The 24874-nt window shown below is 73.5% G+C and carries 26 protein-coding genes; 22 read left to right on the top strand and 4 right to left on the bottom strand.

Going from position 1 to position 24874, the window contains the following annotated elements; genetic code table 11:
- Nucleotides 1-27: 27 nt before the first annotated feature.
- The 8 genes from AH6_RS17525 to AH6_RS17490 all read left to right on the top strand — a co-directional run bounded on the left by AH6_RS17525 (nucleotide 28) and on the right by AH6_RS17490 (nucleotide 7404).
- Nucleotides 28-1146: an LCP family protein gene (locus tag AH6_RS17525; protein ID WP_083983029.1), complete on the top strand. Its 1119-nt coding sequence runs from the start codon at nucleotides 28-30 to the stop codon at nucleotides 1144-1146.
- A 79-nt stretch (nucleotides 1147-1225) separates the two neighbouring features.
- Nucleotides 1226-1687, top strand: coding sequence for a hypothetical protein (locus AH6_RS17520; RefSeq protein ID WP_067481029.1), 462 nt, complete (start codon nucleotides 1226-1228; stop codon nucleotides 1685-1687).
- Between the two features lie 213 nt (nucleotides 1688-1900).
- Nucleotides 1901-2821: a proline dehydrogenase family protein gene (locus tag AH6_RS17515; protein ID WP_067481027.1), complete on the top strand. Its 921-nt coding sequence runs from the start codon at nucleotides 1901-1903 to the stop codon at nucleotides 2819-2821.
- Between the two features lie 73 nt (nucleotides 2822-2894).
- A complete protein-coding gene (proC, locus tag AH6_RS17510; RefSeq protein WP_067481024.1) occupies nucleotides 2895-3689 on the top strand; it encodes a pyrroline-5-carboxylate reductase in 795 nt (264 codons plus the stop codon).
- Between the two features lie 49 nt (nucleotides 3690-3738).
- Nucleotides 3739-4134, top strand: a complete 396-nt coding sequence (locus tag AH6_RS17505; RefSeq protein WP_083983027.1) for a hypothetical protein — start codon at nucleotides 3739-3741, stop codon at nucleotides 4132-4134.
- A gap of 63 nt (nucleotides 4135-4197) precedes the next feature.
- Entirely contained in the window at nucleotides 4198-5529 is a 1332-nt protein-coding gene (locus tag AH6_RS17500; RefSeq protein WP_083983025.1) for an efflux RND transporter periplasmic adaptor subunit, read from the top strand.
- Nucleotides 5526-6209 carry an ABC transporter ATP-binding protein gene (locus AH6_RS17495; RefSeq protein ID WP_067481014.1) on the top strand — a complete coding sequence of 228 codons (684 nt, stop codon included), beginning with the start codon at nucleotides 5526-5528 and terminating at the stop codon, nucleotides 6207-6209. The genes AH6_RS17500 and AH6_RS17495 overlap by 4 nt, the downstream gene beginning before the upstream one ends.
- Nucleotides 6210-6216: 7 nt before the next feature.
- Nucleotides 6217-7404 (top strand): ABC transporter permease, encoded by a 1188-nt coding sequence (locus AH6_RS17490; protein ID WP_067481011.1) that lies wholly within the window; start codon nucleotides 6217-6219, stop codon nucleotides 7402-7404.
- 16 nt (nucleotides 7405-7420) lie between these two features.
- On the opposite strand, the gene AH6_RS17485 is transcribed toward AH6_RS17490, so the two are convergent.
- Nucleotides 7421-8521, bottom strand: coding sequence for an alpha/beta hydrolase (locus AH6_RS17485; protein ID WP_067481007.1), 1101 nt, complete (start codon nucleotides 8519-8521; stop codon nucleotides 7421-7423).
- A 196-nt stretch (nucleotides 8522-8717) separates the two neighbouring features.
- Between AH6_RS17485 and AH6_RS17480 the strand changes: the two genes are divergently transcribed.
- From AH6_RS17480 to AH6_RS17460, 6 genes are all read left to right on the top strand, one after another.
- Entirely contained in the window at nucleotides 8718-9950 is a 1233-nt protein-coding gene (locus tag AH6_RS17480; RefSeq protein WP_067481004.1) for an acetoin utilization protein AcuC, read from the top strand.
- Nucleotides 9950-10777: a phosphatase gene (locus AH6_RS17475; RefSeq protein WP_067481001.1), complete on the top strand. Its 828-nt coding sequence runs from the start codon at nucleotides 9950-9952 to the stop codon at nucleotides 10775-10777. Before AH6_RS17480 ends, AH6_RS17475 begins: the two co-directional genes overlap by 1 nt.
- Nucleotides 10778-11126: 349 nt before the next feature.
- Nucleotides 11127-11330 carry a helix-turn-helix domain-containing protein gene (locus AH6_RS17470; protein ID WP_026414196.1) on the top strand — a complete coding sequence of 68 codons (204 nt, stop codon included), beginning with the start codon at nucleotides 11127-11129 and terminating at the stop codon, nucleotides 11328-11330.
- Nucleotides 11331-11808: 478 nt separating this feature from the next.
- Nucleotides 11809-11907, top strand: coding sequence for a 30S ribosomal protein bS22 (locus AH6_RS42535; RefSeq protein ID WP_018654693.1), 99 nt, complete (start codon nucleotides 11809-11811; stop codon nucleotides 11905-11907).
- 47 nt (nucleotides 11908-11954) lie between these two features.
- The gene (locus AH6_RS17465; protein WP_067480998.1) at nucleotides 11955-12971 is read left to right on the top strand and encodes an NAD-dependent epimerase/dehydratase family protein; all 1017 of its coding nucleotides are present in this window, start codon (nucleotides 11955-11957) and stop codon (nucleotides 12969-12971) included.
- Nucleotides 12972-12996: 25 nt separating this feature from the next.
- Nucleotides 12997-13953, top strand: a complete 957-nt coding sequence (locus AH6_RS17460) for a lysophospholipid acyltransferase family protein (protein WP_067480995.1) — start codon at nucleotides 12997-12999, stop codon at nucleotides 13951-13953.
- 40 nt (nucleotides 13954-13993) lie between these two features.
- Here the strand turns inward: AH6_RS17460 and AH6_RS17455 are convergent, their stop codons facing one another.
- From AH6_RS17455 to AH6_RS17445, 3 genes are all read right to left on the bottom strand, one after another.
- Entirely contained in the window at nucleotides 13994-14866 is an 873-nt protein-coding gene (locus tag AH6_RS17455; RefSeq protein WP_157431539.1) for an HAD family hydrolase, read from the bottom strand.
- Nucleotides 14867-14875: 9 nt separating this feature from the next.
- The gene (locus AH6_RS17450; protein ID WP_067480988.1) at nucleotides 14876-15136 is read right to left on the bottom strand and encodes a hypothetical protein; all 261 of its coding nucleotides are present in this window, start codon (nucleotides 15134-15136) and stop codon (nucleotides 14876-14878) included.
- A gap of 82 nt (nucleotides 15137-15218) precedes the next feature.
- Complete coding sequence (locus AH6_RS17445; protein ID WP_067480985.1) at nucleotides 15219-15857, bottom strand: sigma-70 family RNA polymerase sigma factor; 639 nt, start codon at nucleotides 15855-15857, stop codon at nucleotides 15219-15221.
- A gap of 240 nt (nucleotides 15858-16097) precedes the next feature.
- Here AH6_RS17445 and AH6_RS17440 point away from each other — a divergent pair, with 240 nt between their 5' ends.
- The 8 genes from AH6_RS17440 to AH6_RS17405 all read left to right on the top strand — a co-directional run bounded on the left by AH6_RS17440 (nucleotide 16098) and on the right by AH6_RS17405 (nucleotide 24843).
- The gene (locus AH6_RS17440; RefSeq protein WP_067480982.1) at nucleotides 16098-17435 is read left to right on the top strand and encodes a putative quinol monooxygenase; all 1338 of its coding nucleotides are present in this window, start codon (nucleotides 16098-16100) and stop codon (nucleotides 17433-17435) included.
- Nucleotides 17436-17451: 16 nt separating this feature from the next.
- Nucleotides 17452-17760 carry a glutaredoxin family protein gene (locus AH6_RS17435; RefSeq protein WP_373861780.1) on the top strand — a complete coding sequence of 103 codons (309 nt, stop codon included), beginning with the start codon at nucleotides 17452-17454 and terminating at the stop codon, nucleotides 17758-17760.
- A gap of 323 nt (nucleotides 17761-18083) precedes the next feature.
- The gene (locus tag AH6_RS17430) at nucleotides 18084-18824 is read left to right on the top strand and encodes a redox-sensing transcriptional repressor Rex (protein WP_067480979.1); all 741 of its coding nucleotides are present in this window, start codon (nucleotides 18084-18086) and stop codon (nucleotides 18822-18824) included.
- Between the two features lie 57 nt (nucleotides 18825-18881).
- Nucleotides 18882-20306, top strand: coding sequence for a glutamyl-tRNA reductase (locus tag AH6_RS17425; RefSeq protein ID WP_067480976.1), 1425 nt, complete (start codon nucleotides 18882-18884; stop codon nucleotides 20304-20306).
- Entirely contained in the window at nucleotides 20303-21232 is a 930-nt protein-coding gene (gene hemC / locus AH6_RS17420; protein WP_067480973.1) for a hydroxymethylbilane synthase, read from the top strand. The genes AH6_RS17425 and hemC overlap by 4 nt, the downstream gene beginning before the upstream one ends.
- Nucleotides 21219-22832 (top strand): bifunctional uroporphyrinogen-III C-methyltransferase/uroporphyrinogen-III synthase, encoded by a 1614-nt coding sequence (locus tag AH6_RS17415; RefSeq protein ID WP_067480970.1) that lies wholly within the window; start codon nucleotides 21219-21221, stop codon nucleotides 22830-22832. Before hemC ends, AH6_RS17415 begins: the two co-directional genes overlap by 14 nt.
- A 35-nt stretch (nucleotides 22833-22867) precedes the next feature.
- The gene (hemB, locus tag AH6_RS17410; RefSeq protein WP_067480967.1) at nucleotides 22868-23854 is read left to right on the top strand and encodes a porphobilinogen synthase; all 987 of its coding nucleotides are present in this window, start codon (nucleotides 22868-22870) and stop codon (nucleotides 23852-23854) included.
- A gap of 326 nt (nucleotides 23855-24180) precedes the next feature.
- A complete protein-coding gene (locus AH6_RS17405) occupies nucleotides 24181-24843 on the top strand; it encodes a bifunctional DNA primase/polymerase (protein ID WP_067480964.1) in 663 nt (220 codons plus the stop codon).
- Nucleotides 24844-24874: the final 31 nt, after the last annotated feature.

The raw sequence follows: 24874 nt of genomic DNA, 5'->3' as shown, positions 1-24874 counted from the left end.
GTGTTTGTGCTGGTAATCTCCCTCGCCATGACCCCGCAGGAGCCTCAGCAGCCGCAGCGCGCCGCCGCTGTGGACCTTTTCGAGTCCGACGCGCCGTCGGACGGGGCGGGCGGGGGCGCGCACGCCAAGCCGCGCCGCAAGCGGCGCTGGCCCCGCGTCCTGATCGCCATCGGGGTCTTCGTGGTGCTGGTGACGGGCGGGCTGGTCGCGCTGGCCTGGGAGCGCGAGTCGTCGCTCAACGGCAACATCAAGCGGCAGACCGGCGTCATGCCCAAGGGCCAGCGGCCCGCCGCCGGGGCCGAGGGCACCGAGAACTGGCTGCTGGTCGGCTCCGACACCCGCGCCGAGGTCGGCACGACCGGGGCCGACGGCGCCGACCTGTGGAAGCCGGGCCAGCAGCGCTCGGACACGATCATGCTGCTGCACCTGCCCACCGAGCGGGACAAGGCCTACATCATGTCCTTCCCCCGCGACTCGTGGGTGGAGGTGCCCGGCTACGGCAACCAGAAGATCAACGCTGCGTTCTCCTACGGCGGCCCGCAGCTGCTGATCTCGACGGTGGAGAACCTGACCGGCATCCGCGTGGACCACTTCGGGGCCATCGACTTCGCCGGGTTCAAGAACATGACCGACGCGCTGGGCGGCGTCGAGGTGAACATCAAGCAGAGCGTCTACGACCCGGCCCGCAAGAAGCACTGGCAGGCGGGGCCGCAGACGCTCAACGGCGAGGACGCGCTGCTGTTCGTCCGCCAGCGCTACAACCTGCCCAACGGCGACTTCGACCGGATCAAGCGGCAGCAGGCGTTCCTGGGCGCGCTGGCCAAGAAGGCCGCCGACGGCGGCACGGTCACCAACCCGTTCAAGCTCAACCGCTTCCTGACCGCGCTGACCAAGTCGATCAGCGTGGACGACGGCGTGACCGGCGGCAAGCTGCGCTCGCTGGCGCTCAGCATGCGCAACGTGCGGGCCGGCGACGTGCGGTTCCTGACCGTCCCCCACAAGGGCAGCGCGCAGCGCGGCAAGCAGAGCGTGGTCGTGCTGGACCGCGCCAAGTCCAAGGGGCTGTTCGAGGCGATCCGCACCGCCGAGATCGCCGACTACATCAAGCAGCACGGCGGGGCCAGCGGTATCGGCCAGGTGTCCTGACCCCCGTCCGGAGGCGGATTCGACCAGGCGGGCACCGTCCGGGAGAACGAAGGCGAAGGAGCTGGAGCGGAGGCATCAGGTGGACGTTGACCGATGGCGGCCCTCGGCGGGTTTCTTCCGGCGTGTCAACCAGGTCGTGCGGCCCCTCCTGGAATCCCCGCTGCACCCGTTGCTCAGTCACTGGCTCATGCTGGTCTCCTACACCGGGGCCAGGACGGGGCGCGAGTACGTCTTCCCGGTCGGCTTCCAGTTCTGGGAACCGCGTGAGGTGTGGGCCTTCGGAGCCCGGACGGGGTGGATGAGCGGCCTGCGCGACGGGCGCCCGGTGACGCTCGTCATCCGGGGACGCCGGTTCGAGGCCACCCCCGTGATCGTGGAGGAGCGCGGGGAGGTGGCCGACCTCCTCCAGGAACTGGTGCGGCGCAAGGGGCCCCGGGCGGTCAAGGACCCGTTCCTCGGCCTGCCGCCGGACCGCGAACCCACCCGCGCGGAGGCCCTGGCCGCGGCGGGCCGGGCCCGCATCGCCCGCCTGTCCGTCTGAGCCCCCGTCCATATGGCTCCCATCCGTATGCCCCCGTCCGTATGACCTTCCGGGTTGCGCCTCCGTGCGGCCCCTCCGAGTTGCGCCTCCGTGTGGGCTCTCCGTGTGGGGCCCTATGTCGGGGCGGGGCGGCGGGGGTGATCTTCGTGGGGAAGGCGGGCATAACCTGGAGCAGGCGGGCCAGAGCCGTCCCGCCGGATAGGGGAGGGGCACGTGCTTCGTCAGGGGCTGCTGGTCGCGTCGCGCAGCGGCGGCGTCCGCAAGATCGTTGAGACCGCGCCGGTGACCCGCCAGGTGGTGCGCCGCTTCATCGCCGGGGAGACCACCGACGACGCGCTGCGCGTCACCGGCGACCTCGCGGGCGAGGGCCTGCTGGTCACCCTGGACGTGCTGGGCGAGGACGTCCTCGACCGGGCGCAGGCCGAGCAGACCGTCAAGCACTACGCCGACCTGCTGGGCCGCCTCGCCGACCTGGGGCTGGGAACCCGCGCCGAGGTCTCGCTGAAGCTGACGGCGGTGGGCCAGGCCCTGGACGAGGACGTCGCCCTGGAGAACGCCCGCCGCGTCTGCACCGCCGCCCGCTCGGCCGGGACCACCGTCACCCTCGACATGGAGGACCACAGCACCGTCGACTCGACCCTGCGCATCCTGCACGAGCTGCGCGGCGACTTCCCCGACACCGGCGCGGTCATCCAGTCCTACCTGCGCCGCGCCGAGGAGTACTGCGCCGAGCTGGCTTTCGAGGGCTCCCGGGTCCGCCTGTGCAAGGGCGCCTACGCCGCCCCGGAGTCGGTGGCCTTCGACGACAAGGCCGACATCGACCGCTCCTACGTGCGGTGCATGAAGGTCCTGATGGCCGGCAAGGGCTACCCGATGCTGGCCACCCACGACCCGCGCCTGGTCGACATCGCCGGGGCGCTGGCCGTCCTCAACGAGCGCGAGCCCGACACCTTCGAGTACCAGATGCTCTACGGCATCCGCCCGCAGGAGCAGCGCCGCCTGGCCGAGCAGGGCGCGCAGGTGCGGGTCTACGTCGCCTACGGCGAGCAGTGGTACGGCTATTTCATGCGCCGCCTGGCCGAGCGCCCCGCCAACCTCGGCTTCTTCGTGCGCTCGACGGTCTCCAAGGGTTAAGCGGTCGCCGCAGGTCCCGCGCGCGGGCGGCACTAGGGTTGGGGGCGTTCGTCCCCTGGCTTGAGGTGTGCAAATGATCGCGATTCTGGGTGCCGGCAAGATGGGCGAGGCGCTGCTGTCGGGCGTGCTGCGGGCCGGCCGCCGCCCGTCGGAGCTGATGGTCACCGCCCGCCGCGAGGAGCGCGGCCTGCTGCTGCGCGAGCGCTACGGCGTCGAGGTCGCGGGCAACGCCGAGGCGGCCGCGACGGCGGGCACGCTGATCCTGGCGGTCAAGCCGCAGGACATGGGGGCGCTGCTGGCCGAGATCGGCCCGCTGGTCCCCGCCGGGACGCTGGTCGTCTCCATGGCCGCCGGCATCACCAGCGCGTTCATCGAGGAGCGCCTGCCGGACGGTGTCGCGGTGGTGCGGGTCATGTCCAACACGCCGGTCCTGGTGGACGAGGCCATGAGCGTGATCTCCGCCGGGTCGCACGCCGGGGAGGAGCACCTGAAGCTGGCCGAGGAGCTGCTCAGCCCGGTCGGCAAGGTGCTGCGCATCCCCGAGTCGCTCCAGGACGGCGCCACCGCGCTGTCGGGCAGCGGCCCGGCCTACTTCTACTACCTGGTCGAGGCCATGGTGGACGCCGGGATCCTGCTGGGCATGCCGCGCGCGGCGGCGCTGGAGATGGTCGTGCAGTCGGCGGTCGGCGCGGCCGTGATGTTGCGCGACTCCGGCGAGCACCCGGTCATGTTGCGCGAGGCGGTGACCTCGCCGGGCGGCACGACGATCGCCGCGATCCGCGAGCTGGAGAAGCACGGCGTGCGGGCGGCGGTCCTGGAGGCCATCGAGGCGGCCCGCAACCGGGGACGGGAACTGGCGGGCGGTTGAGCCGGAAGCGGTTCCCGTACGTGCAACAGGTATGGGAATCCTGCTTCGTGTGCTCGTGGCCGCAGGGCTGGTCGTGGACGCCGTCGTGCACTGGCGGTTCGCGCCGGAGATGAAGTTCGTCGAAGGCGGATCGATCGGCGGCGACCAGCTCTTCTATGTTCAGGCGGCGCTGGCGGCCGGTGTCGCGGTGCTGGTGCTGGGGATGCCGCGCCGCTGGACCTACGCGCTGGCGTTCCTGACGGCGGCGAGCGCGCTGGGCGCGGTGCTGCTCTACTACTACGTCGATGTCGGCGTGCTCGGGCCGCTGCCGAACATGCACGAGCCCGTCTGGTACGCCGAGAAGACCATCAGTGCTGTAGGAGAGGGCGTCGCCGCAGTGGCCGCGCTGGTCGGCCTGCTCGTGACGCGCGCGCCCGCGCGTGCGATGGAGGAGGCGCGGGTGTGACGGCGCTGGCCTGATGAGGCCGTGCCCTGCCGGATGCGGTAAGGGCGCTCTTACGATGCCCTCGTGGCTTCCGGGCGTTTGGTCCCTCTGGCCGTGGTGGCCGCGCTGGCCGCCGGGGTGGTCAGCGCGTGCAGCGGCGGCGAGCCCGAGCGTTTCCAGATCGGGCGGGTCGCGCGCGGCGACGTCACCGAGGTCGTGGAGGCCCCCGCGACCGTGACGGCGCGGGCCACCGCGACGTTGCGCTCCCCGGCCGAGGGCACGGTCGGGCGCCTGTACGTGGGCGACGGCGACCGGGTGCGCGAGGGCCAGCTCCTCGCCAAGATCGACTCTCCGGCGGCGCGGGAGCAGCTCGCCCAAGCCGAGGAAGCTGACCGGGGCGTCGGCGGCGGGACGGCCGTCCCCGCCGGGTTCGACCTGACCGCGTTCCAGCGCAAGAACGACCGATCGGCCGACCAGGGCTTCCAGGCGGCCCGCAAGGTCGCCATGAAGATCCCCGACCTCAAGCAGCGCGCCCACGTGCTGACCGGGATCACCCAGGCCGAAGGCCAGTACCGGGCCGCCGCCGACGCCGCCCGCGCGGCCGTGGCCAGGCTGAACGCCGGGCTCGGCAGCGTCGGCTCGGCGATGGCGTCGCTCACCGCCGCGCAGCGGGTGCAGACGCGGGCGGCCGTCCGCGCCGCCGACCGCACCGTCCGCGCGCTGACGATCAAGGCGCCGTTCGACGGCGTCGTCAGCCTCGGCGGCCCCGCCGGCGGCACCCCCGACCTGAGCGGACTCCTGAACCGGCTGCCCCAGCAGGCGGGCGGGCAACTCCCGGCGAACCTCGGCGGCGGCGCGGCCAAGGACGCCGCCTCGGTCGCCCCCGGCGCGCCCGTCGCGTCCGGCGACGCCGTTGTGACGGTCACCGACGTGTCCAAGCTCGCGCTGTCGGCGGACGTGGACGAGACCGACGTGCTCCGCGTCGGCGACGACGCGGCGGCCGACGTGGAGTTCGACGCCGTGCCGGGCGGCTCCTACACCGCCCGCGTCACCGGCACCGGCGCGACCCCGCAGCAGTCCAGCGGCGGCGGCGTCACCTACAAGGTCACCCTCGCGCTGGAGCGCGGCACCCTGTCCGGCGGCGGCCGCGCGCCGTGGCCCAAGCCCGGCATGAGCGCGGTCGTGGATCTGCGGGTGCGCGAGGAGCGCGGCGTGCTGACGGTCCCGTCGGCCGCGATCGTCAGCAGCGGCCGCGAGTCGATCGTGTGGGTGGTCGCGTTCGGGAAGGCGCAGCGCCGGGCGGTGCGGCTGGGCGCGCAGGGCGACGCGGTCGTGCAGGTCACCGGCGGTCTGGCCGAGGGGGAGCGGATCGTGGTACGCGGCGCCGACGGCGTCCGGCAGGGCCAGGAACTATGACGGCGCTGGAGGCCGTGGACGTCACCCGCACCTACACGATGGGCGGCGTCGAGGTCACCGCGCTGCGCGGGGTGTCGCTGGCGATCGAGGAGGGCGAGTACGCGGCGATCCTTGGCCCGTCGGGGTCGGGCAAGTCCACGCTGATGCACCTGCTGGGCTGCCTCGACCGGCCGACCACCGGCGTGTTGCGCATCGGCGGGCGCGACGTGGCGGGCCTGTCGGACACCGAACTGGCCGAGCTGCGCAACCGGCGGGTGGGCTTCGTGTTCCAGTCGTTCCACCTGCTGGCCCGCACCAGCACCCGCGACAACGTGGCGCTGCCGCTGGTCTACCGGGGCGTCCCGCGCGCCGAACGCCGCCGGCGCGCGGCCGAAGCGCTCGCGACCGTCGGCCTGGAACACCGCCTGGAGCACCGCCCCGGCCAGCTCTCCGGCGGCGAGCAGCAGCGCGTCGCGATCGCCCGCGCGCTGGTCGGCGACCCCGGCGTGGTGCTGGCCGACGAGCCGACCGGCAACCTCGACACCCGCACCGGCGACGGCGTGATGGACCTGCTGGAACGCCTCAACCGGGAGCGCGGCGTGGCGGTCGTGCTGGTCACCCACGAGGCCGACGTCGCCGCGCGCGCCCGCCGCCGCGTCCACGTCCGCGACGGCCTGGTCGAGCGCGACGAGTCCCCGTGAGGCACCCGTGAGGTACGGGGAGTCGTTCCGCGTGGCGCTGGACGCGCTGCGCGTCAACCGGCTGCGCAGCGCCCTGACGATGTTCGGCGTGGTGGTCGGCGTGGCGGCCGTGGTGGTGCTGGTGGCGATCGGGACCGGCGCCCGCGACCTGGTGGAACGGGAGATCGAGGGGCTGGGCTCCAACATCATCTTCGTGGCGCCGGGGGAGTTGTCGCTGGGCTCGGCGCCGTCGATCAGCCGGATGCAGCTGGAGGACGTGGCCTACCTCGGGCGCGTCACCGGCGACGAGAGCGCGATCGCGGTGGCGCTGAACTCGGGCGAGACGGTGCGGGCGGGCCGGACGCAGACGTTCGCCGGGATCGTCGGCGCGAACGAGAACCTGCGCAACGTCTTCGACCGGCCGCTGCGCCGTGGCCGCTACCTGAGCCGCACCGACGTCGAGACGCGGCGGCGGGTGGTGGTCCTGGGCTCGGACGTGGCGCGCCGCCTGTTCGGCGACGTCGATCCGGTCGGCCGCCAGATCGCCGTGGCGGGCGGCACACGCTTCCGCGTCGTCGGGGTCTTCGCCGAGGTGGGGCAGACGTTCGGCCAGACGCGCGACGGCGAGGTCCACGTCCCGGTGACGACGGCGCAGCGCATGTTCGGCGTGACGCGCGTGGACTTCCTGGCCGTGCGCGCCCCGAACAGCGAGGCCATCCCGCGCCTCCAGAAGCAGGTCGTGGACGCGTTGCAGCGCAAGTACCGGGGCGAGCGCTTCTCGGCGATCACCCAGACCCAGCTGCTGGGCACGATCGGGACGGTGCTGGGCGCGCTGACCGGCGTGCTGGCGGCGATCGCGGCGATCTCGCTGCTGGTGGGCGGCGTCGGCGTCTCCAACATCATGCTGGTGAGCGTGCGCGAGCGGACCCGGGAGATCGGCCTGCGCAAGGCGCTGGGCGCGCGACAGCGGGACATCCTCGCCCAGTTCCTGGTGGAGGCGGTGCTGCTGACGTCGCTGGGCGGCGTGGCGGGCATCGTGCTGGGCGCGGGCTCGGCGCTGGCGATCTCGGCGGCGTCGCCGGTGCCCGCCGTGATCACGTGGTGGTCGCCCGCGCTGGCGTTCGGCGTCTCGGTGGCGGTGGGCGTCTTCTTCGGCGTGGTGCCCGCGCGCCGCGCGGGCCGCCTGGACCCGGTCACGGCGCTGCGGGCGGAGTGACGCGCCCAAAGGCGCGTCAGGCGACGGCCCCCTCGCCCTCCACGACGGACGCGGCCGCCGCCGTCCCGGTCACCGTCCTGATGAAGCGCGCCGTCTCGCGCATCGCCGCGCTCGCCTCCGGCAGCACCCGGTTCAGGATCTGGAAGACGTGCATCTGGCCCTTCCAGACCTGGAGCTCGCACTCGTTGCCCGCCGCGACCAGGGCCTCGGCCAGCGCCTCGGCCTCCGGGCGCAGCACCTCCGCGCCGCCGACCTGGATGAAGATCGGCGGGGCGTCGGTCCACGGGCGGGTGAGTAGGGCCAGCCGCGGGTCGTCGAATCCGGCCGGCCCTACCACGAGACGGGCGACCCTGCGGGCCGCGTGCGCGCTGATGTACGGGTCGCGGGCGGCGCGCTGCGCCCGCGTGGAGAGTTCGCACGTCAGGTCCACCCAGGGCGAGAACAGCACCGTCCCGGCGGGGCTCGGCAGGCCCGTGCGGCAGATCTCGCCGGTCAGGGACGCGGCCAGGTGGCCGCCCGCCGAGTCGCCCGCGATCACGATGCCGGACGCGGGCACGCCCCGGTCCAGCAACCACCGGTAGGCCGCCACCGCGTCCTCCAGCGGCGCCGGGAACGGGTGCTCGGGCGCCAGCCGGTAGCGCGGCACCAGCACCGGCAGGCCCGTGTCGACCGCCAGCCGCGAGGTGATCGGGCGGTGGGTCCGCGGCGAGCACACCACGTACGCGCCGCCGTGCAGGTACAGGATCGCGCCGCCGGTGGGGGTGCGCTCGATCTCGCGCGTCACCACCCACTCGCCGGTGACGGCGGGCTCGTCGCGGCGCGTCTCGACGCGCGGGTCGTGCAGCGGCCGGATGTGCACGCGCTGCGAGGGGCGCATCAGCAAGGAGGCGGCGTCCACGGTCGAGCGCGCCGTGCGGATGCCGCGCGTCGGCACGTGGTGGATGAACGGGCGGAGCCCCATGCGGAGCGCGCCGGAGATGGCGCGGCTGCGGGCGCTGGGGCGGCGGTCGTAGGGGAGGCGGCGCGCGGCGGGGGTGGTCGCGGTGCCGGGGGTGGGGCTCGCGGTCGGCAGCGGGGTGACCTCTGCCGGGAGCGGGCCGGGCGGGCGCGTGTCCATCTACCTACACCCCATTTGTCGTATTTCAGGTGTGTTACTTAGATGCCCGCCGTTCAGGGATTGTTCACGTCACAACTTTGTAGCACCGAAGCAGGGTTGAGGACCGGACCGAAACCCGGGGCGTCCGGTCCGTCGCCCTCTGTGGTGATCCATGTCACTTGGACGTGTCCACCATCGGGGGCGATACCGTGAGGTCATGAGCAGCAGGGATTCCGGCGGCGCCGCGTCGCCGCCGTCGCGCGGGCACTGCGGCCTCCGGGTGCTCTGGGACGAGCGGCTCGCCGGCTACGACTTCGGTCCCGGCCATCCCATGAACCCGGTGCGCGTCGAGCTGACGATCGCGCTCGCCCGCGAGTTCGGCCTGCTGGACCGCGCCAACGTCACCGTCGCCGGCTTCGACGCCGCCGACGACGCGCTGCTCGGCCTCGTGCACGAGGAGCCCTACATCGCCGCCGTCAAGCACGCGGGCGCCACCGGCCTCCCCGAACTGCGCCTCGGCCTCGGCAGCGCCGACAACCCCGTCTTCCTCGGCATGCACGACGCGTCCGCGCTGATCGCGGGCGCGTCCGTCGCGGGCGCGCGGGCCGTGTGGACCGGCGAGGCCGAGCACGCCGCCAACGTCTCCGGCGGCCTGCACCACGCCCTCGCCGGGGCCGCCAGCGGCTTCTGCATCTACAACGACCCCGCCATCGCGATCGCCTGGCTGCTGGAGAACGGCGCCGAGCGCGTCGCCTACGTCGACATCGACGTGCACCACGGCGACGGCGTGCAGGCCGCCTTCTACGACGACCCCCGCGTCATGACGATCAGCCTCCACGAGACGCCGCGCACGCTGTTCCCCGGCACCGGCTTCCCCAACGAGACCGGCGGCCCGAACGCCCCGGGCAGCGCCGTCAACGTCGCGCTCCCGCCCGGCACCGGCGACGCCGCCTGGCTGCGCGCCTTCGAGGCCGTCGTTCCCCCGCTGCTGCGTGCGTTCGCGCCCCAGGTCCTGGTCACCCAGCACGGCGCCGACGCGCACGCGCTCGACCCCCTGGCGCACCTGATCCTCAGCGTGGACGGCCAGCGCACCGCCTACGCCCGGCTGCACGAGCTGGCGCACGAGGTCTCCGGCGGCCGCTGGCTGGCCACCGGGGGCGGCGGCTACGAGCTGGTGCAGGTGGTGCCGCGCGCCTGGACGCACCTGCTGGCCGAGGCCGCGGGCCGCCCCATCGACCCGCTGGCCGCCACCCCCGACGGCTGGCGCGGCCTGGTCCGGCTGCGCACCGAGGAGATCGCGCCGCGCCGGATGACCGACGGAACGAGCGAGGTGCACGTGCAGACCTGGGAGAGCGGCTACGACCCGGCCAATCCGGTGGACCAGGCGGTCCTCGCCACCCGCCGCGCGGTGTTCCCCGAACACGGCCTGGACCCCATGACCGACATCTGATGGGGATCATCAGCCGCGCCGACCTGCGCGCCCACCTGGTCCGGACGATGATCTCCGGGGACGTCGCCACGCCCCGGCAGAACAACCTGCTGCACTTCCGCCGGATGGCCGTCGGCAACCCGTACTACCAGTTCGGCCTGGAGTTCAAGCGCTCCTACACCGAGCGCGACGTGCTGGAGATCATGGTCGAGCGCTGCGGCGTCGACCCGAACCCCCTGCACCTGTACGGCGACGACACCATCGATCCCGAGCTGACCATCGACGCCCTGGAGGCGATGGGCGACCGCATCGGCCTCGCCGCGCGCCGCGCCGAGAACGTCGTGCTCGCCACCGGCCACCCCGCCACGCTGACGCCCCTCTACCAGGCGGTCGCGCGCGCCCTGGCCGCACGCGGCTGCCGCGTGCTGACCCCGGCGGCGGGCTGGGAGTACGAGGTCGACCACCACGGCACCGCCGAGAAGCGCCGCATCGTCTACGCCGAGGGCGGCGTGGCGATGCTGGAGGGCGACGGCCGCACCCACCACACCCACGACCCGCACCCGATGCGGGCCATGCTCGCCGAGCTGTCCGCTACTCCTGCCGAGGGCTCGGTGACCGAAGATTCCGGCTATTGGCCGGATCTGGCCATCGCCGACCACGGCTGGTGCGGCGCGGCCGGCCAGGCGGGCATCGACGCCGTCGGTTTCGCGGACTGTAACGACCCCGCGCTGTTCGTGGGCGCCGCCGAAGGCAAGATCGCCGTGACGGTGCCGCTGGACGACGGCGTATCGCCGCACCATTACGCGCCTTTGACGGCCTACCTGCTCGACCGCGCCGGCCTCGGCTGAACTCCGGGCCGCCCGGAAACCCCGCCGCGGCGGGCCCGCGAACGTCACAGGGTGTGACGCGACGGCCGTCCCGGGGCTGCTGGGTCGGCGTCCGCCCGCCGGTGACCCCTGAGTCGCAGGTCATCGCGTGGTCTGGCCGCACGATCCGTCGTCGCGCGACGCTCGGTGCCGTCATCTCCACGCTGCGTACGGAAGGTCAGTGTGGCCGCGGGGACAGGGCAGGGTACGGAAATGAGTGGAACTCCCCTCTTGCGACTGTCGATACACGATTTACGCTGGGGGAAGTACACGTGCGTGATCAAAGTCACCCAAAGGGCCGGTGCGCGGCACGTGTGGAAGAGGGCGTCCGATGAGCTCAGGCGAGCGACCTCTGAGCGAGGTCAGGTTCCTGACCGTGGCCGAAGTGGCGGCGGTGATGCGGGTGTCCAAGATGACCGTCTACCGCCTCGTCCACTCCGGCGAGCTGCCCGCGATCCGCGTGGGACGCTCGTTCCGGGTACCCGAGCAGGCCGTACACGACTATCTGCGCGACGCGTTCATCGAAGCCGGATAGCGGAGGCGGTGGCGGGCCCCGCCCGCCGCCCGCTCCCGCCCCGGCCGTGCAGGGGGCGTTGACCCGGGCCGCGAGGCCCGGGGCGGCAACCGGGGAACAAGGGCGAGGACCGGCCGGCGGCCGAGGGCCGCCGGTGCCGGTGTCCGGGGATCGGAGGCATCGCCGATGCCGCCGGTGTCCCGGACGCCGGGAACGGTCCCGTGCCCGTGTCCCGACGCGCCGGAGCGCGCCCGCGCGCCCGCGCGTCCGAAGGAGCGCGAGACCGTTTTCGGCCGCTCCCGGCCGCGCCGGAACGCCCGCGACACCTGTTTCGGGTGGTGCGCCAGGGGTAGTCCAGGCGTGTCCAGGTGACCGGCGGCCTGACCGCCACCGGCACAGCGGTACCCTTGGGCATCGGACCGTGTACGTCACCCGAGTCTTGCTCGGCGGCGAACTGTCCTTCTCCTGTAAGACACCCGATATGCCGTAGCGAGGTCTCGTGGGCTCTGTCATCAAGAAGCGCCGCAAGCGGATGGCCAAGAAGAAGCACCGCAAGCTGCTGAAGAAGACGCGCATCCAGCGCCGCAACAAGAAGTAGACACGCAGGCCACCGAGCCGTAAGGGGTGGGGCGCACAGTGTCCTCCATGCCCTCCGCCGCGGCCCGTGTCGTCCTCGTCACGGGCGTCTCCCGTTTCCTGGGGGCGCGGGTCGCCAGCACGCTGCAAGCCGACCCGGGCATCGAACGGGTCATCGGCGTGGACACGGTCCCACCCACGACGCCGCTCGGGCGCACCGAGTTCGTGCGGGTCGACATCCGCACGCCGAGCATCGCGAAGATCATCTCTTCGGCCGAGGTCGACACGGTCGTCCACCTGAACCTGGTGACGAACGCGTCGGGCCCGCGGTCGAAGGTGAAGGAATTCAACGTCATCGGCACCATGCAGCTGCTGGCCGCGTGCCAGCGGTCGCCGGACATGCGCAAGCTCGTGGTGCGCTCGTCGGCGGCGGTCTACGGCTCCTCGCCGATGGACCCGGCGGTGTTCACCGAGCGGGACGAGCCCGTCGAGGCGCCCACCTCCGGGTACGCCAAGGACGCGGTCGAGGTGGAGGGCTACGTGCGCGGGCTGCGGCGCCGGCGCTCCGACCTCACGGTCTCGGTGCTGCGCTTCGCCAACTTCCTCGGCCCGGGAGTGGACTCCCCGCTCACCCGGTACCTGCGCATGCCCGTCGTCCCGACGGTGCTGGGGTTCGACCCCCGGCTCCAGTTCGTGCACGAGGACGACGGCGTCGAGGTGCTGCGCCGGATGACGGTGGAGGACCACCCGGGCTGCTTCAACGTGGCCGGCGACGGCGTGCTGCTGCTGTCGCAGGCGCTGCGCCGGGCCGGGCGGCCCTACGTGCCGGTCCCGGCGCCGTCGATCTCGACGCTGGGCGACCTCGGCCGCCGCTTCGCGGGCCTGTCGGGGTTCTCGCCCGAGCTGCAACGCTGGCTGACCTACGGCCGCGTCATCGACACCACCGCGCTGGTCGGCGAGCTGGCCTGGCGGCCGAAATACGGCTCGGAGGCGGCCTTCGCCGACTTCGTGTCCGCGCAGGGACTGGGGCGCAGCGCCCCGCTGGAGCTGATCGACCGGCTGGGCGCGGCGCTGGGCCGCGGCTGACGGCCGGTTTCGGGAGGTCACGACGGTGAACGCGCACCACCACGACGACCGGCGGCCCGCCGGCGAGCAGGGCGCCCAGGTCATCCCGCTCAACACCGCCCGGCCCGAGCCGCGGATCGACGAGCCCGGACCGCCGCCGTCCGAACGCCATCCCCTGGAACGCAGGGCCGCCGCCGGGCTGGCGTTCCTGCGCCGCCGCCTGGCGGGCGAGTACGAGGTCGACGAGTTCGGCTTCGACCCCGAGCTGAACCGCACCGTCCTGCTCCCGCTGGCCCGCGCCCTGTACGAGCGCTGGTTCCGCGTGGAGCTGTCCGGCCAGGAGAACGTGCCCGCCGACGGCGGCGCGCTGATCGTGGCCAACCACTCCGGCACCGTGCCGATCGACGGGATCATGTTGTCGGTCGGCGTGCACGACCACCTCCACCGCGACCTGCGGCTGCTCGGCGCCGACCTGATCTACCAGGTGCCGATGCTGGGCCACCTGTCGCGCAAGGCCGGGCACACCCTGGCCTCGCCCGCCGACGCCACGCGCCTGCTGGGCAAGGGCGAGCTGGTCGGGGTGTTCCCCGAGGGCTTCAAGGGCGTCGGCAAGCCGTTCGCCGAGCGGTACCGGCTCCAGCGCTTCGGCCGGGGCGGGTTCGTGGAGACGGCGCTGCGCGCGAACGTGCCGATCATCCCGTGCGCGATCGTCGGCGCCGAGGAGATCTATCCCAAGCTCGCCGAGCTGAAGCCGCTGGCCCGGCTGCTCGGCCTGCCCTACTTCCCGGTGACGCCGACCTTTCCGTGGCTCGGCCCGGCGGGCCTGGTGCCGCTGCCGTCCAAGTGGATGATCCAGTTCGGCGAGCCGATGCCGCTGGGCGACTACGGGCCCGACGCCGCCGACGACCCCATGACGGTCTTCAACCTGACCGACCACGTGCGCGAGAACGTCCAGCAGATGCTCTACGACACCCTGCTGCGGCGCGGACCCGCCTTCTTCTGATCCCTCGCCCGGCCCGGCCGGGCCGTATGCCCCGGACCGCTCAGGACCGGTAGTGCCGCCGCAGCGCCACGCCCGCCGCCACGCCCCCGGCCAGCGCGCCCGCCCCGGCCGCGGCCGGCAGCGCGATCATCGTCACCTTGCGGCCGGTGCGGAAGTCGTGGATCGGCCAGCCGTTCTGCCGGGCGTGCTCGCGCAGCGCCGCGTCCGGGTTGACCACGTGCGGGTGGCCGACGGCGGTCAGCATCGGCAGGTCGTTCACCGAGTCGCTGTAGGCCGAGCAGCGCGCCAGGTCCAGCCCCTCGCGCTGCGCCAGCGCCCGGATCGCCTCCACCTTCGCCGAGCCGTGCAGCAGGTTGCCGACCAGGCGGCCGGTGTAGACGCCCGCGCTGGTCTCGGCGACGGTGCCGAGCGCGCCGGTCAGGCCCAGGCGGTGCGCGATGGTGCGGGCCACCTCCACCGGCGTGGCGGTGACCAGCCACACCTGCTGCCCGGCGTCCAGGTGCTGGAGCGCCAGCCGCCGGGTGCCGTGCCAGATGCGGTCGGCCATGACCTCGTCGTAGATCTCCTCGCTGAGCCGCACCAGGTCCGAGACGTTCTGCCCGGCCACGAAGGCGAGGGCGGCCTCCTTGGCGCTGCCGATGTGCTCGGCGTTCTCGGTGCCGCGCAGCCGGAAGGCCGCCTGGCCCCAGGCGAACATGGCGAGGTCGCGCATGGTGAACAGCTTGCGTGAGGCCAAACCGCGCGCGAAGTAGTAGATGGACGCGCCGCGCATCATCGTGTTGTCCACGTCGAAGAACGCGGCGGCGGTCGGATCGGGCTCGGGCAGCGGTTCGGGCTCCGCCGCCGCGGCGGCGGCCGCCTTGCCCGCGCTCACCGGATCTTCCTCTTTGCCGCGCTGCCAGAAAAGCCGCATGAGCCGAGCTTAGTCAGGGCGCCGGTCGGGGCCGACGCGCCGCCTGCGGTTGCGGCGGCCCTCGCGGCGGGCCGGGACCCGTTCGGCGGCCGGAGCCCGTTCGGCGGCCGGGGCCGTCCGGGACTCGGCCGTCGCCGGCCCCGCCTCCGCCGCCTCCAGCAGCCGCTCGCGCAGCACGGCCCGGAAGCGGGGATCGGGATCGGCGGTGTCCATCCGCAGGCCGGCCAGCGGCCCGCGGACACCGGTGGCCTTGCTCCGCCGCGTTCTCATGGCGTCCCCCTGGAGTGCGGTCGTGTTCACGAGAACGAGCGCGCGGGCCGGAAGGTGACGGCCCGGCGCCCGGAACCGTTCGTCAGTGGACCCGGAGGTCGTCGGGCAACATCCGCGCCAGCGCCCGCACCGCGCGGTACTGGAGCGCCTTGATCGCGCCGGTCTTCTTCTCCATGATCAGCGCGGTCTCGGCCACCGACAGCCCGTGCAGGAAGCGCAGCACCACGCACTCCTGCTGCTCCGACCCCAGCCGCCGGACCGCCGCGAGCAGCGTCCGGTTGGTCAGGTCGTCCAGCACCGCCCGCTCGGGCCCCTCCTGCGGGCGGTCGGGCTCCAGCAGCTCGGCGGTGCACACCTCCAGCCGGTACCGGCCGGACTTGAAGTGGTCGGCGACCAGGTTGCGCGCGATCGTGACCAGCCAGGCCCCGAAGTCCTTGCCCTGCCAGTGGAAGTCGCCGATGCGGCGCAGCGCCCGCAGGAACGTCTCGCTGGTCAGGTCCTCGGCCAGCGGGTGCGCGCCGACGCGGTAGTAGACGTAGCGGTAGACCAGCTCGACGTAGTCGTCGTAGAGGGCGCCGAACGCCTCGGCGTCGCCGTCGCGGGCCCGCAGCACCAGGTCGCGCATGGCGTCCGACGGGCGGGCCGCGGCGCTGCCGGGGCGCCGGGCGGGACGGGGCAGGGGAACCGGTGTCACTCGGACATCGAGGGTCAAGCTGCTCATGCAGTTCTCCTCGGGGCATACGCGACCTCCGACGTGATGAGCCACTCTAGATACCGACGGGTTCGGCAGGCAATGGCGAGCCCGCACGGACCTGCGGGACGGCGGTGCGCGCCGGGACGCGGGACGGGCCCCGGGGCGGCCCCGCACGGGTCTCCGCACGGGCCTCCGTACGGCACGTTCGGGTCACTTCGCCGGGAGCGGTTACCCTTCACCGCTTCGCATCGGGCACCATGGGGCGCGATGCTCGAAGCTCTCATCGCGCTGCTGGCGACCCTGGGCGCCCTGGTGCCCACCGGGTTGCTGATCATGCGCGCCTACAAAGACCGGCTGCTCTACCTGATCGCCTGGTCGGTGACCCTGGTCGGGATCACGCTGTCGCTGCTGACGATGGCGCTGGGATTCCTGCTGGGCTTCAACGACCTGCTGTTCAAGGTGGCCGAGACCGGTGCCGCGCTGATCGCGCCGCTGTGGCTGGCCCTCGGCATGGTCGAACTGATCGCCCGCTACGTGCAGGTCCGGTTCGCCGCCTGGCTGTTCACGCTGTCCTACACCGTGGTCGCCATCGTCATCCTGCTGGCCGACCCGCTGACCAAGACGCTCGACAAGAGCCTGCCCAAGCCGGGCGAGGCCTACGACGCGCTGCCGCTGCTGCTGATCGACGGCGGCCACGTCGTCGCGGTGATCTCGCTGGTGGCGTGCGCGGTGGTGACCGCGCTGCTGGCGAGCAAGCAGGACCGCGAGGCCGCCGAGCTGCTGATCCCGATCGCGCTGGTGGCGCTCGCCGGGGTGCTGGTGGTGGCCGGGACGCGCGGGCTGCTGCCGTCGTTCCTGGCCGTGCTCATGCTCGCGGGCGCGGCCGGGCTGGTCTGGTACGGCGCGATGCGCACCATCCCGGTGTACGAGGACGACGAGGAGTACGACGACCAGCCCGCGCCCGGCCCCGCGACCGGCCCCGCGACCGGTTACGACGAGCAGCCCGCCCGCTTCCCCCAGCAGGCGGCGGCCCCGGTCGCGCCGCCGGAGCCCGCCCCGCGCGAGGACCTGCGCTTCCCCGAGCCCGCGCCCGCTCCGGCCGACGACCTGCGCTTCCCCGAGCCCGCCTTCGAGCCGGTCCCCGCGTCGCCGCCGACCAGCCTGGACGGCCTGCGCGGCCCGTCCGGCGAGGCCGCGGGACTGCCCGGTCTGGCCGGAATGCCGGGCCTGCCCGGACTGCCCGGCCCGCCGGACCTGTCGGCCGCCTGCGGCCAGATCACGGTCTACACGCTGCTGGACGGCCGCGAGGACGCCTTCGACCGGCTGGCCGCCGACCTGGTCGCCGCCACCAAGGCCGCCGAGCCCGACACGATGATCCTCGCCTGCCACCAGGTGGAGAACGCGCCCACCCAGCGGATCTTCTACTGGCTGTTCCGCGACGAGGCCGCGTTCGCCGCGCAGCGCCAGCAGCCGCACTGGCAGCGCTTCAAGGGCGAGGCGCGCTCGCACGTGCTGACCACCAACGTCATCGAGTTGAGGCTGGGCGCGGCCAAGCTCGCCCCGCTGTCGGCGCCCGCCGCGCCCGGCGGCCGCCCCGTCCTGTGAGCGCACCGTGAGCGACCTGCCGAATGACCCGCCGAATGACCCGCCGAACGACCCGCCGAACGACCTGCCGTCCGACGTCACCGTCACCCTGCTGGGCAAGCCCGGCTGCCACCTGTGCGACGACGCCCGGGTGATCATCCAGCGGGTCGCCGCCGACCTGGGCGCGCGGGTGGAGGAGCGGGACATCACGCGGTCGGAGGCCGACACCCGCGAGTACTGGGAGCAGATCCCCGTCACGCTGGTCAACGGCGTGCAGCACGACTTCTGGCGGGTGGACGAGGCCCGGCTGCGCGCCGCGATCGAGAAGGCCCGCCGCACGGCCTGACGCCGCCGCGACCACCCGTAAGCACACTCTGGTGTGAGCGGAGTGACACACCGGAAAAAGACGGTGTCTCGTCAGTCACACCCGGCGGGGCCCGCCCGCCCCGCCCAGCTGGCGCCATCCCACCCTTGAACCCCTCTTGACCTGCGGTTTTGCCCGTTTCCAAGATGATCTGTCCGGCGGCCCGCCCGGGGGGCGACTTTGTGCGCGTATTCACAAAGGCTTAATCTGGTGGACAGCCCTGGTGCGGCCGGGCCGCGGCTACTCCGACCCGGTCGCGCTCCGACCGGGGTCAGACTCAGCGTCGAGCCCCCGAAGAGCAGGCCGTGACACCTCGCCAGAACCGCACTCGCGACCGCGCCGAGCGCGGCATCCCCGAAGCCACCGTGGCGCGCCTGCCGGTCTACCTGCGGGCCCTGCACACCCTCCAGGAGCGCGGTGTGGCCACCGTCTCCTCCGAGGAGCTGGCCGCCGCCGCGGGCGTCAACTCCGCCAAGCTCCGCAAGGACCTGTCGCACCTCGGCTCCTACGGGACCCGGGGCGTGGGGTACGAGGTGGAGTACCTCGTCTACCAGATCTCTCGTGAACTGGGCCTGACCCAGGATTGGGTCGTGGCAATCATCGGGGTCGGTAACCTGGGCCGGGCGCTGGCCGGCTACGGCGGTTTCGCCTCCCGCGGGTTCCGCGTGGCGGGCCTGCTGGACGCCGACGAGGCGCTGGTCGGGCAGGAGATCTCCGGCATGGCGGTCGAGCACATCGACCGGCTGGAGGAGATCATCAGCGGCCGGCGGGTGTCGATCGCGGTGATCGCCACCCCGGCGGGCGCCGCCCAGAAGGTGTGCGACCGGGTGGTGGCGGCGGGCGTGACCAGCGTGCTGAACTTCGCGCCGGTGGTGCTGTCGGTGCCGGACGGGGTCGATGTGCGTAAGGTCGATCTGTCCATCGAACTGCAGATCCTGGCGTTCCACGAGCAGCGGAAGGCCGGAGGGCCCGACGGGTACGCCCCGCCGGCCTCCGGCGAGGACCCTCCCGGTGCCGCGCAGTACGTCGAGGCGGTAGAGGCATGAGCGGATCGGGAGTGACCGCATGAGCGGGCGGCGGGAGAGGCGAGCGGGGGGCCGGCCATGAGCGTCCTGGTGGTGGGGCTCAGTCACCGCAGCGCCCCGGTGGCGCTGCTGGAGCGCGCCGCCGTGTCCGGCGACGACCTGGCCAAGCTGCTGCACGGGGTGCACGACTCGCCGTACGTGGCCGAGGCCGCGATCGTGGCGACCTGCAACCGCGTCGAGGTGTACGCGGTGGTCGACAGGTTCCACGGCGGCGTCACCACGATCACCGAGCTGCTGGCGCTGCACACCGGCGTGCCGCTGGACGACCTGTCGCCGCACCTGTACGTGCACTACGAGGAGCGGGCGATCCAGCATGCGTTCGCGGTGGCGTGCGGGCTGGAGTCGATGGTGGTCGGCGAGGGACAGATCCTCGGCCAGATCCGCGCGGCGTTCAAGCTCGGCCAGGACGAGGGCACCCTCGGCCGCGAGCTGCACGACGTCCTCCAGCGGGCGCTGCGCGTCGGCAAGCGCGCCCACCACGAGACCGGCATCGACAAGGCCGGGGCGTCGCTGGTCAGCGTGGGCCTGGAGGTGGCCGTCGCGCACCTGGGCCCGCTGGACGGGCTGCGCGCCCTGGTGGTGGGCGCGGGCTCGATGAGCAGCCTGGCCGCCGCGACGCTGAGCCGTTCGGGCGCGGGCGAGATCGTCATCGCCAACCGCACCTTCGACCGGGCCGAGCGCCTGGCCGACTCGCTGGAGACCCCGGCCCGCGCGATCGAGCTGTCCGCCCTGGACGCCGCGCTCGCCGAGGCCGACCTGGTCGTGTCGTGCACCGGCGCGACCGGCCTGGTGCTGACCGCCGAGCAGCTCGCCGCGGCGGGCGTCGGCGAGGCGGGGCCCGGCGGCGAACCGCGCCGCCGGTTCCTGCTCGACCTCGCGCTGCCGCACGACATCGACCCGGGCGTGCGCGCGCTGCCCGGCGTCGCGCTGGCCGGGCTGGACGACCTGCGCACCGCGCAGGAGGCCGCCCGCGCGATCGGCCCCGAGGCCGTCGCCGCCGTGCAGGAGATCGTCGCCGCCGAGGTGACCGCCTTCCTCGGCGCGGCCCGCGCCGCCGCCGTCGCGCCGACGGTGGTCGCGCTGCGGAGCATGGCCGCCGAGGTGGTGGACATCGAGCTGGCCCGCCTGTCGGGACGGCTGCCCGAGCTGGACGAGCGCGCCCGCAAGGAGGTCGGCCAGACGGTGCGGCGCGTGGTCGACAAGCTGCTGCACGCCCCGACCGTCCGCGTCAAGGAGCTGGCCGCCGCGCCGGGCGGTGACGCCTACGCCGACGCGCTGCGCGAGCTGTTCGACCTCGACCCCACCGCGCCGGTGGCGGTGGCCCGCGCCGACCTGCGCGACGGCGAGCCGCCCGCCACCACGCCCACCGTCCGCCCCTGGGCCAGCGCGACGTCCGGCGCGCCCGGCGGCGACACCGCTGACAGTGAAGGAACACGATCGTGACCGCTAGCAAGGGGCCCCTGCGGCTCGGCACCCGCAAGAGCCTCATGGCCACGACCCAGTCGCAGCTGGTCGCCGACGAGTTGTCGCAGCGTACGGGGTATGCGGTGGAGCTGGTCGGGGTAACCACCGAAGGTGATGTTTCCAAGGCACTGCTCGCGCAGATCGGGGGCACCGGCGTCTTCGTCAACGCGCTCCGGGACAGGCTGCTGGCCGGTGAGGTGGACTTCGCCGTGCACTCGCTGAAGGACCTGCCCACCGGTCCCGCCGACGGGCTGACGCTGGCCGCCACGCCGCGCCGCGACGACCCGTGGGACGCGCTCTGCGGCCACGCCAAGCTGGACGACCTGCCGCGCGGTGCGCGCGTCGGCACCGGATCGCCCCGCCGGGTCGCGCAGCTGCGGAGGCTACGCCCCGACCTCGACGTGGTGCCGATCCGCGGCAACGCCGACACCCGGCTGGGCAAGGTCACCAGCGGCGAGCTGGACGCCGTCGTGCTCGCGCACGCGGGCCTGCGGCGCATCGGCCGCCTGGACGACGTCGCCGAGGTGTTCGGCCCCGAGCGCATGTTGCCCGCGCCCGGCCAGGGCTCGCTGGCGCTGGAGTGCCGCGCCGACCGCGCCGACCTCATCGAGCTGCTGGGCACGGTCGACGACCGCGCCACCCGCGCCGCGGTGCTCGCCGAGCGCACGGTGCTGGCGGTGCTGGAGGCGGGATGCTCGGCGCCCGTGGGAACATACGCTGCCGAAGTAGAACAAGAGCTGCACCTCACGGCCACCGTCGTCGCCGCCGACGGCCGCCGCGAGATCCGGCTGTCCGCAAGCGGCCACCCTGACCGGGCCGAGGAGATCGGGCGCGACCTCGCGCACCGGATGCTCGCCGAGGGGGCCGACCAGTTGATGGGGGAACGCGACATTGAGCCCCGCTAGCCAGCGCCCGGCCACCGCCCCGGCCGCCGACAAGCCCACCGCCGAGACGACCGGACCGGGCCTGGTCGCCCTGGTCGGCACCGGTCCCGGAGACCCCGGACTGCTCACCCTGCGCGCCGCGACCGAGCTCGGCCGGGCCGACGTGATCGTGGTGGACCGCGCGCTGTGCCACGCCGAGATCCTGTCGCACGCCCGCCCCGACGCCGAGATCGTCGACGCCGCCGAGGGCGACCCGGCCAAGCTGGCCGCCCGCGCCGCCAAGGCGGGCCGCCGCGTGGTGCGGCTGCTGCCGGGCGACCCCGGCACGGCCGGCGCCCTGGCCGCCGAGGGCGGCGCGCTGGCCAAGGCCGGCGTCCCGTTCGAGGTGGTGCCGGGGGTGTCGGCGGTGACCGGCGTGCCCGGATACGCCGGCATCCCGCTGACCGACGGCAAGCGCCGCGAGGTCCGCGTCATCGACGCCGCCGAGGGCGGCGTCGACTGGGAGAAGTTCTCCGCGCCCGACGCCACGCTGGTGATCCTGGGCGCCGAGGGCACGGTCTCGGAGGTCGCCAAGGGGCTGATCGCGGTCGGCCGCGCCGACAGCACCCCGGCCGCCATGACCAGCCTCGGCACCACCACCGAGCAGGAGACGGTGGTCTCCACCCTGGCCCGGCTCGCCGCCGACACCAAGGGCATGGAGGCCCCCGCGATGATCATCGTGGGGGACGTGGTGAGCTGGCGCGACCGGTTGTCGTGGTTCGAGACCAAGCCGCTGTTCGGCTGGCGGGTGCTGGTGCCGCGCACCAAGGAGCAGGCCGCCGACCTGTCGGAGCAGCTGCGCGCCTACGGCGCGGTGCCCGACGAGGTGCCGACCATCTCGGTGGAGCCGCCGCGCACCCCGCAGCAGATGGACCGCGCCGTCAAGGGCCTGGTCACCGGCCGCTACGAGTGGGTGGTGTTCACGTCCACCAACGCCGTCCGGGCGGTGCGCGAGAAGTTCGTCGACTACGGCCTGGACGCCCGCGCGTTCGCCGGGCTCAAGGTCGCCGCGGTCGGCGAGCAGACCGCCCGCGCGCTGGTGGAGTTCGGCGTGCAGCCCGACCTGATGCCGTCGGGCCAGCAGTCCAGCGAGGGCCTGGCCGAGGTGTGGCCGCCCTTCGACGAGGACCTCGACCCGATCAACCGGGTGCTGCTGCCGCGCGCCGACATCGCCACCGACACCCTGATCGCCCGGCTGACCGCGCTCGGCTGGGAGTGCGAGGACGTCACCGCCTACCGCACCGTGCGCGCCGCGCCGCCGCCCGCCCCGATCCGCGAGGCGATCAAGGGCGGCGGGTTCGACGCGGTGTTGTTCACCTCCTCCTCGACGGTGAAGAACCTCATCGGCATCGCGGGCAAGCCGCACAACGTGACGGTCATCGCGGTCATCGGCCCGCAGACCGCCAAGACGGCCGAGGAGTACGGGCTGCGCGTGGACGTCATGGCGGACAAACCGTCGGTGTCGGCCCTCGCCGAGGCGCTCGCCGAGTACGGTGCGAAGAGGCGGGCGGCCCAGGTCGAGGCCGGGGACCCGCTGCGCAAGCCGAGCCAGATGCGCCGGGGCGCACGCCGCCGCAAGTAGCCGTCCTCCCAGCAAGCCCGCAGGAAGAAGGGGTCATGTCCGCTCAGTTCCCCGTCGCGCGGCCGCGGCGGCTGCGCCGCACGCCCGCGCTGCGCCGCCTGGTCGCCGAGACCCGGCTCAGCCCGGCCGACCTCGTGCTGCCGATGTTCGTGAAGGAAGGGCTGACCGAGCCCGCGCCGATCGCGTCGATGCCGGGCGTCCACCAGCACACCCGCGACAGCCTGCGCAAGGCCGCGCACGAGGCCGTCGAGGCGGGCGTGGGCGGGATCATCCTGTTCGGCGTGCCCGCGGTCAAGGACGAGCGGGGCTCGGCGGGCGACGACCCCGACGGCGTGGTGCAGGTCGCGCTGCGCGACCTGGCCGCCGACCTCGGCGACGCGACCGTGCTGATGACCGACCTGTGCCTGGACGAGTTCACCGACCACGGCCACTGCGGCATCGTCACCGCCGACGGTGAGATCGACAACGACGCGACGCTGGAGCGGTACGCCTCGATCGCGGTCGCCCAGGCCGAGGCCGGATCCCGCGTCGTCGCGCCCAGCGGCATGATGGACGGCCAGGTCGCCGCGATCCGCGAGGCCCTGGACGGCGCGGGCCACGAGGAACTGCCGATCCTCGCCTACTCGGCCAAGTACGCCTCGGCGTACTACGGCCCGTTCCGCGACGCCGCCGAGTGCGCGCCGCAGTTCGGCGACCGCTCCACCCACCAGCAGGACCCGGCCAACGCGGACGAGTCGCTGCGCGAGGTGTTCCTCGACCTGGACGAGGGCGCCGACATGGTGATGGTGAAGCCCGCCGGGGCCTACCTGGACGTGGTGCGCCGCGTCCGCGACGCGGTGGACGTGCCGGTGGCCGCCTACCAGGTCAGCGGCGAGTACGCGATGATCGAGGCGGCGGCGGAGAAGGGCTGGATCGACCGCGAGCGCACCATCGACGAGTCACTGATCTCGATCCGCCGCGCGGGCGCCGACATCGTCCTCACCTACTGGGCCACCGAAGCCGCCCACCGCTGTGTTTCTTGAAGCCAAAGCCCAGGGGGCTCGCCTGGCGGCTCGCCCCCTGACCGTGCCTTTGCGAGTGCCACATCGCTTCGCGATCTGCCCTGGCGGAGTTCGCCTCCGGCTTCGCTCCGCCAGGGCAGTTAGGCACTCGCGCGACAGTTGAGGTCGCGGGCGGGATCCTCTGTAGCAACCCCGTCACTTCGGGTGACGTGGTCCATCGCCGGGGGGCATGGCCGGGTAGTCACTTAGGACCGTTCGTGGGGGGTTGGCGTGTTCCCGGGGCCGGGGCACCGGCATCATCGGCTATCAAGGATGCACTTTCGACCTTGACGTGCGAGGGGGCGGGGATGCTGGCGGTATCGGGCAGCCGACGACGACAGGTGCGCGACCGGCGGGACCGGCGCGACCGCCTCGACCGGACGGCCGCCGCCGCCCGCGAGTACGCCGCGATGGGCTGGCCCTGCGTCCCCGGCGCGGGCGCGGGCGCCGACCGCGCCTGCTCCTGCGACCGGGTGGGCTGTCCCGACCCGGGCGCCCATCCCGTCTCGGGCGCCTGGGCCCTCCAGGCCAGCGTGGACGTCGAGGTCGTCGGCCGGATGTGGGCCGAACGCCCCGGCGCCAACATCGTCCTGCCGACCGGCCGCGTCTTCGACGTCTTCGACGTGCCCGCCGCGGCCGGGGCCGACGCGCTGGCCCGCATCGACGCCGGGGGCCTGCCGGTCGGCCCGGTCGCCGCGATCGGCGACGAGCGTTACCTGTTCTTCGTCGCCACGCGCGGCGTCCCCATGGACGAGGACGAGTGGTGGTCCTGCCACCTGGACTGCTCGCCCGCGACCGTCACCGAGACCCCCGGGATGCGCTGGCACTGCCGCGACAGCTACGTGCTCGCGCCGCCCTCGGTGCTCCCGTACGGCCGTGAGACGGTCTGGGTGCGCCCCCCGGACGGCGGCGCCCTCCCTGATCCACTGCGGCTCCTGGCAGTCCTCTCCGACAGCTGTGAAGCGCTCTAGACAAAGTCCCGGCCCAGAGGGCTCGCCTGGC

Origin of the sequence: Actinomadura hibisca NBRC 15177 (assembly GCF_001552635.1) — a bacterium.
GTDB lineage: Bacteria > Actinomycetota > Actinomycetes > Streptosporangiales > Streptosporangiaceae > Spirillospora > Spirillospora hibisca.
The sequence above is the reverse complement of the archived record's forward strand: the minus strand, read 5'-3'. Positions and strand labels throughout refer to the sequence as shown.

Coding starts and splice junctions, on each gene's coding strand:
- proC (WP_067481024.1), top strand. CDS start 2,895: ATGATCGCGATTCTGGGTGCCGGCAAGATGGGCGAGGCGCTGCTGTCG.
- AH6_RS17475 (WP_067481001.1), top strand. CDS start 9,950: ATGGGGATCATCAGCCGCGCCGACCTGCGCGCCCACCTGGTCCGGACG.
- AH6_RS17485 (WP_067481007.1), bottom strand. CDS start 8,521: ATGGACACGCGCCCGCCCGGCCCGCTCCCGGCAGAGGTCACCCCGCTG.
- AH6_RS17525 (WP_083983029.1), top strand. CDS start 28: ATGACCCCGCAGGAGCCTCAGCAGCCGCAGCGCGCCGCCGCTGTGGAC.
- AH6_RS17425 (WP_067480976.1), top strand. CDS start 18,882: ATGAGCGTCCTGGTGGTGGGGCTCAGTCACCGCAGCGCCCCGGTGGCG.
- AH6_RS17450 (WP_067480988.1), bottom strand. CDS start 15,136: ATGAGAACGCGGCGGAGCAAGGCCACCGGTGTCCGCGGGCCGCTGGCC.
- hemB (WP_067480967.1), top strand. CDS start 22,868: ATGTCCGCTCAGTTCCCCGTCGCGCGGCCGCGGCGGCTGCGCCGCACG.
- AH6_RS17495 (WP_067481014.1), top strand. CDS start 5,526: ATGACGGCGCTGGAGGCCGTGGACGTCACCCGCACCTACACGATGGGC.
- AH6_RS17465 (WP_067480998.1), top strand. CDS start 11,955: ATGCCCTCCGCCGCGGCCCGTGTCGTCCTCGTCACGGGCGTCTCCCGT.
- AH6_RS17480 (WP_067481004.1), top strand. CDS start 8,718: ATGAGCAGCAGGGATTCCGGCGGCGCCGCGTCGCCGCCGTCGCGCGGG.
- AH6_RS17445 (WP_067480985.1), bottom strand. CDS start 15,857: ATGAGCAGCTTGACCCTCGATGTCCGAGTGACACCGGTTCCCCTGCCC.
- AH6_RS17440 (WP_067480982.1), top strand. CDS start 16,098: ATGCTCGAAGCTCTCATCGCGCTGCTGGCGACCCTGGGCGCCCTGGTG.
- AH6_RS17405 (WP_067480964.1), top strand. CDS start 24,181: ATGCTGGCGGTATCGGGCAGCCGACGACGACAGGTGCGCGACCGGCGG.
- AH6_RS17455 (WP_157431539.1), bottom strand. CDS start 14,866: ATGCGGCTTTTCTGGCAGCGCGGCAAAGAGGAAGATCCGGTGAGCGCG.
- AH6_RS17470 (WP_026414196.1), top strand. CDS start 11,127: ATGAGCTCAGGCGAGCGACCTCTGAGCGAGGTCAGGTTCCTGACCGTG.